This is a genomic window from Zunongwangia sp. (assembly GCF_048269745.1).
In the GTDB taxonomy this organism is placed as follows: Bacteria; Bacteroidota; Bacteroidia; order Flavobacteriales; family Flavobacteriaceae; genus Zunongwangia.
Window position 1 is genome coordinate 321,782 of record NZ_JBLXIB010000002.1, and the last position, 13,999, is coordinate 335,780.

A 13,999-nucleotide genomic window follows, 5' to 3' on the forward strand; every position below is an offset into this window, starting at 1 on the left:
CGTCAATTAGAGCCACAAAGTTAAGAAAAAATAGAGGTTATTGAAGAAAATAAAGATTAAGGCAAAGGAAATTTTAGTCCTTTCCATTTATTCCCTTTTTTCCACCAGATAATAAAACCGGTTATTGGCAAGCTGGTGGCAACTAAGCAGACCAAGAATGCAATAATTTTTGTCCAAATTCCTCCTATAGCCCCCACGTGTAAATCATAATTAAGCCGCATAAGTTGATCGCCTCCATTCGCTTTACTTAAGGTCGGCTCAGCCTTAATAATTTTTAATGAATTTTGTTCGTAATGAATGGTTGTTGTTTGCCACCTGCTTTGAAAACTTGGATTAATACCAATGCTCCAAACTCCATTTTTTCCGTAAGGATATTTTACGTTAATTTTATTGTGGTTAGGATCTACTTTACTAACTACATTACGAAACAAAATATCTTCGTCTTTTTTAGCATACTTTGCAATAGCGGTAGTATCTGAAACTAAGCTTTCTCTGGTAAACTCTTCCCCTCCTGATGCAGCCCAATAACTAGCATCTCTAAACCAATTCATCCCATAGACCATTCCTGTTAAACCAAAAATTAAGGCTACAAACAAGGTGTAAAAGCCTAAAACATTATGAAGATCGTAATTTAGCCTTTTAAATTTCGCCTTCCACTTTATTTCAAAGCTTGCTTTTTTAGTGGCTTTATTCCATTTTTTTGGCCACCATAAAACTAATCCTGTAAGTAAAGTTATTACGAATATTAAAGTAGAATATGCAACCAATGGTTTCCCTATATTTCTAGGTAACCAAAAATTATAGTGGCCTTCTAAAACAAACCTCCAAAAATCGGAATTTAAATACCTGTTGTGTAAAATCTCACCGTTATAAGGGTTTACATAAACCACTTGGTAATTCGTCCTATCTGCATAATAAGGCACTTCTACACTTTTATCTTTTCCCCTATAATAAACACCCCAAATAGAAGAGAAATCATACTTTTCTTTAACTCTTTCACTTAAGACTGAAGGCAGTAAGAATTCTTTATTTTCTGGTACTTCTACGGTTTGATAGGGTTCAAAAAGAAGTTTCAATTCTCTTTCAAAAACCAAAATTGTAGCTGTTAAACTCACAATAACTACAACTATACCAGAAATTAAACCTAACCATAAATGTAGCCATGCAGAAAACCTATAAAAATAGGATCTTTTTTTCTTCTTTTTTTTATTTTTAATAGATTTCTTACCCATAAGAAAAAAGCCTGAACGATTAACGCCCAGGCTTATTTAATTTAAAAAAGTTTATTCTTCTGTATCTATAGGAGATAGTTTACTAATAGCAGTAATACTACCGGCTTCAACTTCTAGACCTCTATTAGCACTGGCACTAGCAACGTCTATATTATACACGTAATTTCCTGCCTCTGTATTTATACCTATATGAACCATATTTCCATCTTCTGAAGTATAATTTGTACTTGTTATAGAAGAAACTTGATTTGCATCTGGCAAACCACTTATCCAACTAAAAGTCTTAGCATAAACATCTACTACAGCTAATTTATTTCCTGATGAATAAGCTCCTTTATCTTCTATTGATCTCATCATTACTACAAATTTACCGTTTGAAGCATAATGTTGAGAAGCTATATAATACCCATTAGAAGCTTCTTCTAAATTGAAAAAGTAATCTTCATCAAATTCCATAATTGATGGATTAATTTTAGTAATAGCAGAAGGCTTAGAAGAAGTAAATTCTTTATTTAAGGTGGCTACAGAAGAAGAAAATGCATACACCTCTCCATTATCTGTAACTTCCAATCCGCTATTAAAATAACGTCCTAAAAAACTTGTACGATCATCTTCTATAACTTTTTCTAGATTCATAGAAGGATAGGAATAAACCGCTACCCATGCTTGATCTGGATATTCTGTTCCCCAAGCATCATTACAACAAGCTTTCATAGACATAAAAGGAGCATATACTTTATTTCCTACTTGTGTCATCCATGTAAAAAAAGCTTGCTCTCCCTCTGGAGCTAAATCTGCTGTATTAATTTGTCCATTTGAATCAAAACTAAAAGTATTGGTATTTAATCGATACCATTCTGCTGTAGGGTTGTCCGAATTTCTAGAAACTCTTGTCATTAACACATCATCATTTACATTGGTGAAAGTTTGCACTGTTTCGGAAGGTAAGCTTGGAGATTTAGTTAGTGACATATCACTTTCTAATTGATAATTATTTACAGCTCCTGGATCACCTTGACCATATAATAAACTGAAAAATTTATTATTATTAGTAATGTAATATCGGTAAGTACCATCTTGCTCTATACCGTTACCTAACAAAGTAGTCTTACCTCCGGTTAGTGATTCAACATTTAGCACATAATCTGCTACTCCTTCACTTTCTTGTGGTGTAGCGGTAATAATATATTCTCCTTTTTCAACATAATTTTCACCTCTAGGTCCATCATCATCTTCGGAACAGCTAAAGCTAAATATAGAAAGCACTACCATCGTAAAAGCGTATAAATTGATTTTTTTCATAATAAAATTGAATGATTTAAGGGTTATAATGTATATCTAATCTTTGCAGAAAAACTTCTTCCTGGTTTTTGTAAACTAAAATTATCGTAAAGAAGTTCATCAAAAATATTTCGGCATTCTAAGGTAAATTGAAAATGATCTAGTGTTAAGCTTGCATTGAAACCATGAGCCGTTTGTTGTGGCACTCCATACTTACCGTCACTTTTAGCCCCAGCTTCTGGCCAGTATAAATAAAAGTCATGAACATATAGAAAATCATAACCTAAACTTAGGGTCTGATTTTCACCAAATACATGATGTATAGTATAAGTCGCATTCGCATTTCCATAAGTAAAAGGCATATTGGGTATTCTAGATCTATAAAAAATACTCTCTGGATTATTATTTCTTAATTCTTGATGAGTAATATTTGCTGTTAGACTAAGTTTATTTTTATAATTATAGCGTAATTGAGCTTCTACCCCGTAATTGTTCATTGCAGCAACGTTTTCATATATGTTTTCTGATTGATTAATGTTTAAACGTTTTCTTATAAAATCATTCGCATCTCTAAAAAAAACGTTTGCTTCTAAATTAAGTGTATGTGCTTTAGTTAGGTTTAACCAATACGAGCCCCCTAAATTATAGTTATCACTGTTTTCAGGTTTTAAATCTATATTTCCTGCAATAATATTGGCATCACCAAATAATTCTATAGCTGAGGCTAATCGATAACTTTTCTCATAAGAGGCTTTAATTTGCACATTATCATTAAAGAAATAAGTTACAGCAGCACCATAACCAAAATAATTTTCAGACCTATCCATTTTTTGGTAATAAGTATCCGTACTATTATTTTTCTCCCGCCTTTCAGAATAATTAATTACTTGATTGTAGTTTTTTACAAATCCAAGCATATTCCAATCTCCTCCTTCATAGGTATAAGAAAAACCTGCTATATTTTTATGGGTTTTTTGAGGTTGATCAAAATCAACCTCATCTTTTTCATTTAAAAGATTTTCTTGCTTTCTGTTAAACGTAGTATAAACGTTATTAATAGCTATTCGATGATTCTTATTAATTTCATACGCTGCAGATAAGGTTGCTATTCCGTTATTATCCTGAAGCTGAAGGTGCTGATAATTTAATTCTCCCCCTCTACTGGTAACCGTATATTCACCTAACCAATTATAACGCCTAGAGAGTGTATCTATATATTTTTCTTTACCAAAATTATAATTAGCATTTGCTTTTACATCTAAATCAGGTATTAAAAAATTTTGTTTTTTATAACTTATGGAAGGCATAATAGTATTGCCTTTACTATGCCTACCACCATATACTGCTATTTGTCTAGCACCAGTTTGTATCTCTTTATAGTTTTGACCAAGTGTAATTCCAAAAAGTAATTCATCTGCAAAAGTTTTATTTACCACCCCTACTTTACCAATAAATGTTTCATTGTGATATTCATCATTAAATCTTTTGACTTTTTTTTCTTCAAAACCATTTCCATTTTGATTGACTTCTGCTAAAATCTTATAATTATTATCTGAATAATTCTGAAAAGCATTTATATGAAAAACAAAATCAGAATTGGTAACATGAGTAGCTGAAATATTTGTGCGATGAGTATTGAAAGATCCATAAGAATATGAAAGATCTAAATTATCTTTCTCGTAAGTATTGGTTACAACATTAATTGCTCCACCTAAAGCATCTGCACCCAGATTAATAGGAACAACCCCTTTATAAACCTCTATTCTATTAGCTAAACCAATTGGTATATTATTAATTTGAAACGAACTCCCAAAATGCTCCATAGGTATTCCATCTATAAATAGCTTGACTTGATTCCCCCTAAATCCATTCATAGATAAACTCATATCAGAACCCACACCTCCACTTTCTCGAATTCTAATCCCTGAAACCCGATCTAAAGCATGCCCTACATCTAATGTGGTTTTGTGTAATTTCTTTGCATCTATAACATCTACATTATATGCTAAAGCTTCTATTTTCTGAATTTTACTTTTAGCAGATATGCTCACCTCATCAAGGTTATAACCGGTTTTTAGGGTTATCTTTTTATAATATTCTTTCCCCTTTTTCAATACTAAAACTTCTCGGTAAGTCTGAAAACCGATATACGAAACTTCTAAAGTGTATTCCCCTTCGAACTTTCCTTTAATTGTAAAATCACCATTTTTATTGGTCATTTTTCCTACAGAACCTTTCTTTAATATTACCGTCGCACCAAAAATTGGCGCACCAGAATCATCGACAACCCGACCTTTTAATTGGACTTCTTGGGAAAAAGAAGTAAATGATATAAATCCGACCAATAAAAGTAATAAGCGCATAATTTCAATCTATATTAATTAAGATTTATTCTAAATAAATGCAAATATAAATTTTATATAATATTTAACAAGACTTATTCTAAATAATTAGAGTAACAATGAGAATTTATACTAAAAAGGAATTATTCTTTGGAATTGAAAGTTGAATTTTGATGTTTTGCATCAAAAAAAATATACTTCATTATAAAGAAAACAGAAATAGCGCCGAAAGTATGCCACAACCAGTGTGTCCCCATCGAAAATTCTAAATACCTATCTAAAGTTCGGAAGCTAATTGCTACAGAAAAACTAAATACAGAAAATAAAACATATTTAAAAAACAGAAAATGTGTTTGCCAAGCATGTAGTATTATTGGAAAAATTAATCCTAAAGCCGTTGCGATATACCTATACGTTTCTCCATGCGATTGAAATGGAATAAAACGAATGCCAAAAACTAGTATCAAAACCAATATAATACAAAGTGCTACATATAGTTTATTCTTACTAATTTTTGAAGCAAAATATAATGAAGCTGACAAACAAAGCACCAAAATTGGAACCCAATCCATAAGCAACCAAATTTCATTACTCCTAGTAGCATGATAAATAGTCCCACCTAACCAACCAATAAACAAGATAGGTAAAACGTAAATTAAAAATTTTTGATTTTTATGGTTCTTATAAACCAAAACAGAAAAGTATATTACAATAACCAAAAATAATAAATTACTGTAGGTATTAAAAGGTTCTACAGGAAACCTACCTTTTACTATTTCTTGATAAATTGGTCCCGAATCGTTCGGAAAATTGGCTAAAATAGTACCGACTTGCATTTAAGAAATATATTCCTTTTCTAAAAAATAAGTTACAATAGCTTCTTTCATTAAAACACTTTGTTCTCCTGCTTTAAGGCTAGGTAGTGTTTCTAACACTTTGTAATGTGGCCAACCTTCTTCATCGAAATAATCAAACTCGTAATAACCGTAAGGCTCTAACAATCTACAAATAGCGATATGCATTAAATCGATTTTCTGATCTTTTTTAAATCGCCTATGTAGTTGCCCTAATTCCTGTACTCCAATTAAATATATAATAGCATCAAGCTCCATTAACTCACCATCTGCAAACTGATTGGATAGTTTACGCTGAAGACCATCCCATCTATTTTTTAACTGTTCATCTCTTGCCATGGTGCAAATATAGCTTTCAAGAACAATTTATTATATTTGAAAAGCATTTCATTTTAACCCATTTTCAATAAATAAACGTTAATTTTTCTAAGGAAGAAATAAGTTTTAATAAAAACTTTTCCAAATAAGGATCTATTAACTAATCCAAATTGCATGAATATTTTAGATATTATTCTAGGGCTTGTACTATTATACGGGCTTGTTGTAGGTTTTTTTAAAGGTCTTATTATAGAAATAGCAGCTTTAGTAGGGTTAATTGCCGGTATTTATATTGCACTATATTTTAGTGACGGTCTAAGTATATTTATTGATAGTTTAACCGACTGGGGAAGCAATATATGCCACTTAATTTCATTTGGGCTTATATTCATAATCGTAATATTCTTGACAAATTTTCTTGGTAAATTCCTTACCAAACTTTTCAATATGGTTGCTTTAGGCTTATTGAATAAGTTATTGGGTAGCATTTTTGGAGTATTAAAATCGGCTTTTATTATTAGCCTATTATTATTGATGATGAATTCTTTAGAAGACAACTCCATAAATATTATTGACAAAGAAACGAAAGCGCAATCTGTACTATATAAACCTGTTTCTGTCATTGCTCCTGCATTTTTACCGAGCATTATTGAAAAAGCAAAAGAAGAAAATATTTGGTTCTTTTCCGAAGAGAAGACTAATGAAGAGGAATTATAAAAAAAGGAAGAACTAATGTTCTTCCTTTTTGATATTATGAATTATAAGATTTTAATTTCGATTAGTGAAGTCGGTACACCTCATCTAAATCTTGGTTACTCATTAAATCTACTTCTAAATCTTTTACTATTCCATCTCCAACTCCATATACCCAGCCATGTACAATTAATTTTTGTCCACTTTTCCAAGCATTTTGAACAATCGATGTTTCTGCCAAATCATACACTTGTTCAATTACATTAAGTTCAACTAAGCGATCCCAACGTTTTTTTTCATCATCAATAGCTTCAAGTTCGGCTTGATGCATTTTATAGACATCTTTAATATGGCGAATCCAATTATCGATTAACCCTACCGATTTATTTTCCATCGCTGCCTTAATTCCACCACAACCGTAATGCCCACATACTAATACATGCTGAATTTTAAGTGCATTTACAGCATAATCCAAAACGCTAAGCATATTCATATCGGTATGAACTACCATGTTAGCAATATTACGATGAACAAACACCTCACCAGGATCTGCTCCTATAATTTGGTTTGCAGGCACACGACTATCGGCACATCCAATCCATAGTAACGGTGGTTTTTGTCCGTTTTCCAAACGCTTAAAAAAATTAGGATCTTCTTCAAGCTTTTTTGTTACCCACTCCTTGTTGTTCTCTAAAATTTTGTAGTAAAATTCCATTTTAATTTTTTTATAAAGTTACGCATTGATGGGATTAATAAAAATATTTGAATAATTTTCTGGATTAATTATTACACCTTGCTTAGAGATTACTTGAATGGTTATGTTTCGTTCTTTAGCATGAATGGAGAATTCATCTAAAATTTCAAGAATATCATAATCCAAATATTTTGTATTTCTAATGTCTATTTCTAAATATGATTTTTTAGCGAGACTATGTAATTCTCGGTTTATAGCTCCTTTATTTAAGAAGGTAACCTCTTCTGCCAAAACCATATGAAACTTTCCTTCTTCATCTATTTTTTTATGAAGGAAATGCGAATTTTTATAACTATTCAGTAATATGGTAATAATACCTACCGCTAGCCCCAATCCGATTCCTATCAAGAGATCAGTAAATACAATTCCTATAATAGTAACTATAAATGGCAAGAATTGAAATTTACCTAAACGGTACATTTTTATAAATAATATGGGTTTTGCTAATTTAAAACCTACTAATAATAAAATAGCGGCTAAAACAGATAACGGAATTAAGTTTAATAAACGCGGAATAGTAAGTATAGAAATTAATAAAAGAAGTCCATGTACAATAGCAGATAGTTTTGTTTTTCCTCCTGACTGAACATTGGCTGAACTACGTACAATAACTTGTGTAATAGGTAATCCGCCTATTAATCCTGAAACAATATTCCCTACTCCTTGAGCAAATAACTCTCTATTAGTAGGCGTTATCCGCTTTTCTGGATCTAATTTATCGGTAGCTTCTACAGAAAGTAATGTCTCTAAACTCGCAACAATAGCAATAGTAATACCTGTAATCCAAACCTGCGGAGTTGTAATTACTGAAAAGTTTGGAAAACGAAACTGCCCGAAAAAATCTGATGGGCTATGGGGAACCGGAACAGATACTAAATGTGCTTGCTCTATTGCCCAATTACTATTTTCAGGTACCATTAATGTGTACAAAATTCCAACTACCACAGCTACTAAAGGACCAGGAATTATTTTAAATATAGCTGATTTTTTAATTAATATTTTTTCCCATAATAACAATATAGACAAAGCCATTAAGGTAACTAAAATAGCTCCTAACGAGATATAATCTAACATATTAACTAACTCAGAAAATGTGTTTTCTCCATCACTTTGCCAGAAATATAGATTTCCTTCAAAATCACCATCGTAACCAAATGCATGTGGAATTTGCTTTAAAAAAATAATTATTCCTATTCCTGCAAGCATCCCTTTTATTACTGAAGACGGAAAATAATACCCAATTACTCCCGCCTTTAGTATTCCCAGTAAAATCTGGATAACTCCACCTATAACTACAGCAACTAAAAAATTCTCGAAACTACCTAAAGTTGCTATTGCTCCTAATACAATAACGGCTAATCCGGCTGCTGGACCACTAACTCCTAATGAGGATCCACTTAGTGCTCCAATTACGACACCCCCAACAATACCTGCTATTAAACCCGAAAATAATGGTGCGCCACTAGCCAAAGCAATACCCAAACACAATGGTAAGGCCACAAAAAATACCACAAGACTTGCGGGTAAATCTTTATTTAAATATTTAAACATACGCTGATTCTCCTTTTAAAATTGAAAAGTTTTGAATTAAAAAATGATATAGAAAAAACGATTATTTTCTCTATTTACAATTAAATACAACTAAACTAATTCAGGAGGAGGAGAGGATAAATTAGCATATACAGATTGATACCTGTTTAGATACAAGCATTGTAAATCTTGTGATTTTGAAAAAGAATAAGCTAAGAAAGATAAGTTAAAAAGAACTTTATCTGGAATACTAAATGTTGATTTTGCATATAATTTTTCAGTGCCCTGTTCTTCTTCATTAGCTCCCAAAATCTTTATAGTATCAACATCTGTAGCATGATAATTTATAAAAGCAGTTATGTTGGGTATTGCTATAACACCCAAGAAAAGAATAATAAAAAAACATTTAAATACCCTCACAGCTTTAAAAGTATCACTTTTTTAACTAGAAAAGGAAATAAACTATAATTTTCTTATATTTTCTTTTTTTGTCCATCCTTGTTTACCATCCGCAATTTCAATCTTATACCAATCCTGAAATTTCTCTAAAATTTCAGCTTTTGTTCCTTCATGAAGTATAAATGAAGAGTTTCCTCTTAAATTAGGCTCACTTCTAACAGGAGCTTCTTCTTGAAAAACAATTCCATAGTTGGTATTCAATACTAGAGTATGTTGATTATAAGCAAAAATTATAGATGTTATACTACCCAAAATAAAAATAGTTGCTAGTGCAAAAAGTATACGTTTTTTTAAACTAGAAGAAGTATAATAGTATAGAAGAAAAGATATTGCAAATAAAAACATAGCTACTACAGCAAACATAGCCCATGTATTGTAACTGAACGTAGCTATAATGTTATTAACTGTTTTAGAAAGGCCGGTGCGTGTTACAGGCTTAATAGCATCAATCGCCATATTTCTTGCAAACTCTATATTATTTTTTACATCCGCATCATTAGGTGCTAATTGTAATGCCTTTTCAAAATTATAAATGCTAGGCGCTATATGATTTAGTTTATAATGGGCATTTCCTAGATTATAATATACAGCAACAGATGCATCTCCGTTTGTTATTATTTTATTATAATCAGCAATTGCTTTTTCATAAGCCCCATCTGCATATTCTTGATTCGCTTTATCGAATAATTCTTGATTTTGTCCAAAACCAATTGTGTTGCAAAACAATATGCACAGTATTAGAATCTTTTTCATAACTACAATTGTTTATCTAAAATTGAAATTACCTCAGCAGACTTATCGTAATCCTGTTGCATGGTAACCATAGATGCTGGAGTATAACGAGCCAATTCACAACTTTTTAAAATCTCGATAAACTTGTCTACCGTTGTACTTTCTACTCCTTTTTCAGTAAGAATTTGACTAATTCTTTCTTTACTCATTTCTCCGGTTTGAATGTGTAATTTAGCCTTCAAATAATTGTGCATTGCTCTTTCTAAAGCGATGTAAAATTCTTGAGGGTTGCCAAGATTCTTACGGGCATTCGACAAATATTTTCTAGCTAATTTATCGGCTTTACGAATTTTATTTCCTCGAACATCGTTCGCTTTTGCTTTTCGTTTTTTTCCAAATATAATTACAAGAGGAATTACAAAAAGCGGTACAAATAATAGCACCCAAAACTTCCAAGAACCAAAAAATGGTTTACGATCTATTGGATGCAATTTAGTATTTAGTTTAATATATCTAAATTGATCTCCAGATAACGTAACGGCTTGTTTGTTTGTATTTGTTAAATTACCACTACTTTGGTTGGACGTAGTTGTAGTAGGCAATGGTCCATTTTCAACATTAATTACAATATCTTCTGAAGTAATTGTTTTATAGGTCTTGGTTTGCGGATTAAAATATGAAAAACTTAATCCTGGAATAGGATACTTACCTTTTCGAGTTGGAACTATAGTATAATCTTCTGCAATACTTCCCTGAGTTCCTCCTAAAGATGTACTAATATTTTCTTTACGTTCCGGATCGTAAATTTCTAATGTACTTGGCACGTTCAATTCCGGTAATTCAAACAGTTTTAAATTTCCTTTTCCACGAACTTTTACCGAAGCAGTTAACGATTCTGTAGCATCTAAATTAGTTTTATTAGCAGATACTGAAAATTTATACTCTCCAACAGCTCCGGTAAAGTTTGCCGGCTTGCCTTTTGTTGGAAGTTGTTTTACATTTATCTCTCTTTTATTTGAAGTAACGGTTTTATCAACCGTTTTATAAATAATTCCTCCAAATATAGAACGCCGTTGACTAGGAACATCTATAGAAACAGAAACCGCTAGCGGATCTATTGTTAATTTACCTGTTTTTTGAGGATATAATACCGTTTTATACAATACAACATATCGATAAGGCTCGCCTTTGTAAGTTCCTTCTTCTACCCTAAACTTATTATCTAGTGCCTGACTCCAGAAGTCAGGAAAAGCTGGGTTATCTAGTAATCGGAAATTACTAACACTTACGCGAGGACTTACATATAATTTGTAGGTTATAGAAATCCCTTCGTTTAAATAGGGATTGGTTTTAGATACTTCGGCTACAAAATGTAAATTATCTGCTGCTATAATCTCAGAGTTATCTCCATCTTTTGGTTTCTCTACAGCGTCTCCTACAGTTATTATAACAGGGCTAGTTTTGTAAACAGTTTCATCTACTGTTACCTCTGCCTGCTTTATTGTTTTTTTTCCTTTTGTTTCAGGTTCTAAATAATAGCTATATGTTTTTGAAAAAGTACTTTTCCCATTAACCCAACTATTACTTACTTGTTGATTTGGTCCACCTACAACTTTAAAACCTCTAAAAGATGGTGGTCTAAAATTATCTCCATTTTTATTCATCTTGAAATCAACTCGTAAACGCTCGTTGATTCCAATTTCCTTTCTACTTACCTCTGTGGTAAAGGTAACCTGTGCCGAAACTAATCCGGCTGTTAATAGAAACAGATTTAATAATATTAACTTCAATTTCATTAGTAACGCGTCTACTTAATTCTTTAATATGAAAAGTTTCTTTTAGCGAATTCTACCAATCTTTATCAGATCTTGTTTTTACACCTTTAGCCTTCTCTGCATTTATTTTGTCCTGTGTTTTCTCTTCTTCATTATTCATCGCTTTTAACAGGTTTTTAATTTGCTGAGGAGATAATTGCCCTTGTACCGGCTGTTGTTGTTGCTTAGGCTTTTTATCTGGATTACCTTCTTGATCTTGTTTTCCTTTATCAGTTTTATCTTTTTTATTGTCCTGATCTTGTTTTTTCTTATCCTGATCGCCTTCGCCGTCTTTTTTATCCTGCTTATCGTTATCACCTTTATCCTTCGGCTGGCCATCCTTATTCTTATCTTTATCGCCTTGATCTTTCTGATCTTTATTTTGATCTTTTTTATTATCGTCCTTGTTGTCCTTATTGTCTTTGTTATCCTTGTTCTTGTCTTTATTCTGATTTTTATCTTGCTCCTCCTTCAGCTTCTCTTTTGCTAATGCTAAATTGTAACGCGTTTCATCGTCAGAAGGATCATTTCTAAGCGCCTCTTTATAAGCATCCACAGCTTCTTTATACTTTTTTTGTTTCATAAAAGAATTTCCTAAATTGTGGCTTATCCGGTGTTTTTCAGCTTTATTAGTAGCCACCTCTTTGGCTCCTCGTAAACGCGATTGGGCTTCACCTGCTTTTTCTCGAGTATAATATAAATTACCCATATTATATTTTGCCGTAACGTTAGCTGGATCTTTAGCTATTGCCTTTCGGTAGGACGCTTCAGCGTTAGCAAAATCGTTCTCTGACATCGCTTCCTGAGCTTCGTTAATATATTTTTGAGCTTCTTCTTTGGCTTCCTCTGCTTCTTTTTGAGCAAAGCCTGAATACGCCAAAAGAAAAAGTATCAGAAAAAATATCGATTTCTGAAAATTCAGTTTTAATTGCCTGTTTTTCATATTACTCATTTGTTTTTTCATTAAACAAATTCAGTTTTTTAACCCAACTAGTACTTCTTTCTAGTAAGAAAATATCTAAAAATAGAAATAAAAAGCATAATCCTAAAAACCATTGAAAATGTGACTTATAATCTGCAAACTGTTTCGCTTCAAATTCGGTTTTTTCTATATTCTGTAGCAAATCTTGTACCTTTTCTGTAACTTTTGCTGTTACATTTCCATCAATATACTCTCCATTAGCTGCTGAGGCTATTTCTTTTAATGTATTTGGATTAAGCTTTGTTATTACTGTTTCTCCTTGCTGATTTTTTTTGTAACGTTGGGTTATTCCATTTCGCTTTATAGGAATTGGTCCTCCCTTTTCTGTACCTACTCCTATTGTATAAATTCGGATTCCTTTTTCGGAAGCTTCATTAGCTATTTCTTCTACATTTCCTTCATGATCTTCTCCATCACTAATAATAAAAAGCACTCGATTAGTTTGATTATTATCATCGTAATAGGTAGTAGCTAAATTAATAGCGTCTCGTATAGCTGTTCCTTGAGAGCTAATCATATTCGTATTTAAACCTTGTAAAAACATTTTAGCCGAAGCAAAATCTGTAGTAATAGGTAATTGCGGAAAAGCACTACCTGCATAAGCAATAATACCTACTCGATCGCTCCCTAATTTGGTTAAGATTTGTCGAACTAATTGTTTTGATTTTGCTAACCGGTTTGGAGCAACATCTTCCGCATCCATACTTTTAGAAACATCGATTGCAAAAACAATATCGACACCTTCTCTTTTTACGGTTTCCATGGTTGTTCCCATTTTGGGATTAACCAAAGCGATTACTAAACTAACTATTGCAAGACAACTAAAAATTACTTTTACAATAGGTTTAAAATTCGATTTATTAGGTGCTAGTTTATTTAATAAACTTTTGCTGGCAAATTTATTTTTAGCGCTTCGTTGCCAAAATAAGAGCACTATAAATAATAACAATACCACCGGTATTGCTATTAGTAACCAAAAGTATATTTTTTCTTCTAAGACTAACATTC

At 31.9% G+C, this 13,999-nt stretch carries 13 protein-coding genes; 1 reads left to right on the plus strand and 12 read right to left on the minus strand.

What is annotated here, in order from left to right:
- Window positions 1-56: 56 nt before the first annotated feature.
- From ACN0WI_RS04280 to ACN0WI_RS04300, 5 genes are all read right to left on the minus strand, one after another.
- Complete coding sequence (locus ACN0WI_RS04280) at window positions 57-1,232, minus strand: PepSY-associated TM helix domain-containing protein (RefSeq protein ID WP_417885389.1); 1,176 nt, start codon at window positions 1,230-1,232, stop codon at window positions 57-59.
- Window positions 1,233-1,283: 51 nt separating this feature from the next.
- A complete protein-coding gene (locus tag ACN0WI_RS04285) occupies window positions 1,284-2,534 on the minus strand; it encodes a DUF4374 domain-containing protein (protein WP_417885390.1) in 1,251 nt (416 codons plus the stop codon).
- Between the two features lie 23 nt (window positions 2,535-2,557).
- Window positions 2,558-4,876 carry a TonB-dependent receptor gene (locus ACN0WI_RS04290; protein ID WP_417885391.1) on the minus strand — a complete coding sequence of 773 codons (2,319 nt, stop codon included), beginning with the start codon at window positions 4,874-4,876 and terminating at the stop codon, window positions 2,558-2,560.
- Window positions 4,877-4,998: 122 nt separating this feature from the next.
- Complete coding sequence (locus ACN0WI_RS04295; RefSeq protein ID WP_417885392.1) at window positions 4,999-5,691, minus strand: hypothetical protein; 693 nt, start codon at window positions 5,689-5,691, stop codon at window positions 4,999-5,001.
- Window positions 5,692-6,048, minus strand: coding sequence for a hypothetical protein (locus ACN0WI_RS04300; protein ID WP_417885393.1), 357 nt, complete (start codon window positions 6,046-6,048; stop codon window positions 5,692-5,694).
- 153 nt (window positions 6,049-6,201) lie between these two features.
- On the opposite strand from ACN0WI_RS04300, the gene ACN0WI_RS04305 reads away from it, so the two are divergent.
- The gene (locus ACN0WI_RS04305) at window positions 6,202-6,744 is read left to right on the plus strand and encodes a CvpA family protein (RefSeq protein ID WP_417885394.1); all 543 of its coding nucleotides are present in this window, start codon (window positions 6,202-6,204) and stop codon (window positions 6,742-6,744) included.
- A 61-nt stretch (window positions 6,745-6,805) separates the two neighbouring features.
- Here ACN0WI_RS04305 and can read toward each other — a convergent pair whose 3' ends face one another.
- The 7 genes from can to ACN0WI_RS04340 all read right to left on the minus strand — a co-directional run bounded on the left by can (window position 6,806) and on the right by ACN0WI_RS04340 (window position 13,997).
- Entirely contained in the window at window positions 6,806-7,435 is a 630-nt protein-coding gene (can, locus tag ACN0WI_RS04310; protein WP_417885395.1) for a carbonate dehydratase, read from the minus strand.
- Between the two features lie 18 nt (window positions 7,436-7,453).
- Window positions 7,454-9,025 carry a SulP family inorganic anion transporter gene (locus ACN0WI_RS04315; protein ID WP_417885396.1) on the minus strand — a complete coding sequence of 524 codons (1,572 nt, stop codon included), beginning with the start codon at window positions 9,023-9,025 and terminating at the stop codon, window positions 7,454-7,456.
- 90 nt (window positions 9,026-9,115) lie between these two features.
- A complete protein-coding gene (locus ACN0WI_RS04320; RefSeq protein WP_417885398.1) occupies window positions 9,116-9,424 on the minus strand; it encodes a hypothetical protein in 309 nt (102 codons plus the stop codon).
- Window positions 9,425-9,466: 42 nt separating this feature from the next.
- Window positions 9,467-10,216 carry a tetratricopeptide repeat protein gene (locus tag ACN0WI_RS04325; RefSeq protein ID WP_417885399.1) on the minus strand — a complete coding sequence of 250 codons (750 nt, stop codon included), beginning with the start codon at window positions 10,214-10,216 and terminating at the stop codon, window positions 9,467-9,469.
- A 2-nt stretch (window positions 10,217-10,218) separates the two neighbouring features.
- Complete coding sequence (locus tag ACN0WI_RS04330) at window positions 10,219-11,991, minus strand: BatD family protein (protein WP_417885400.1); 1,773 nt, start codon at window positions 11,989-11,991, stop codon at window positions 10,219-10,221.
- Window positions 11,992-12,043: 52 nt separating this feature from the next.
- Window positions 12,044-12,973: a tetratricopeptide repeat protein gene (locus tag ACN0WI_RS04335; protein WP_417885401.1), complete on the minus strand. Its 930-nt coding sequence runs from the start codon at window positions 12,971-12,973 to the stop codon at window positions 12,044-12,046.
- Entirely contained in the window at window positions 12,954-13,997 is a 1,044-nt protein-coding gene (locus ACN0WI_RS04340; protein WP_417885402.1) for a VWA domain-containing protein, read from the minus strand. Before ACN0WI_RS04340 ends, ACN0WI_RS04335 begins: the two co-directional genes overlap by 20 nt.
- Between the last annotated feature and the right edge of the window lie 2 nt (window positions 13,998-13,999).

What these genes read in the sequence shown, in the direction of transcription:
- ACN0WI_RS04280 (WP_417885389.1), bottom strand. Translation starts at nt 1,232, where the DNA reads ATGGGTAAGAAATCTATTAAAAATAAAAAAAAGAAGAAAAAAAGATCC.
- ACN0WI_RS04285 (WP_417885390.1), bottom strand. Translation starts at nt 2,534, where the DNA reads ATGAAAAAAATCAATTTATACGCTTTTACGATGGTAGTGCTTTCTATA.
- ACN0WI_RS04290 (WP_417885391.1), bottom strand. Translation starts at nt 4,876, where the DNA reads ATGCGCTTATTACTTTTATTGGTCGGATTTATATCATTTACTTCTTTT.
- ACN0WI_RS04295 (WP_417885392.1), bottom strand. Translation starts at nt 5,691, where the DNA reads ATGCAAGTCGGTACTATTTTAGCCAATTTTCCGAACGATTCGGGACCA.
- ACN0WI_RS04300 (WP_417885393.1), bottom strand. Translation starts at nt 6,048, where the DNA reads ATGGCAAGAGATGAACAGTTAAAAAATAGATGGGATGGTCTTCAGCGT.
- ACN0WI_RS04305 (WP_417885394.1), top strand. Translation starts at nt 6,202, where the DNA reads ATGAATATTTTAGATATTATTCTAGGGCTTGTACTATTATACGGGCTT.
- can (WP_417885395.1), bottom strand. Translation starts at nt 7,435, where the DNA reads ATGGAATTTTACTACAAAATTTTAGAGAACAACAAGGAGTGGGTAACA.
- ACN0WI_RS04315 (WP_417885396.1), bottom strand. Translation starts at nt 9,025, where the DNA reads ATGTTTAAATATTTAAATAAAGATTTACCCGCAAGTCTTGTGGTATTT.
- ACN0WI_RS04325 (WP_417885399.1), bottom strand. Translation starts at nt 10,216, where the DNA reads ATGAAAAAGATTCTAATACTGTGCATATTGTTTTGCAACACAATTGGT.
- ACN0WI_RS04330 (WP_417885400.1), bottom strand. Translation starts at nt 11,991, where the DNA reads ATGAAATTGAAGTTAATATTATTAAATCTGTTTCTATTAACAGCCGGA.
- ACN0WI_RS04335 (WP_417885401.1), bottom strand. Translation starts at nt 12,973, where the DNA reads ATGAAAAAACAAATGAGTAATATGAAAAACAGGCAATTAAAACTGAAT.
- ACN0WI_RS04340 (WP_417885402.1), bottom strand. Translation starts at nt 13,997, where the DNA reads ATGTTAGTCTTAGAAGAAAAAATATACTTTTGGTTACTAATAGCAATA.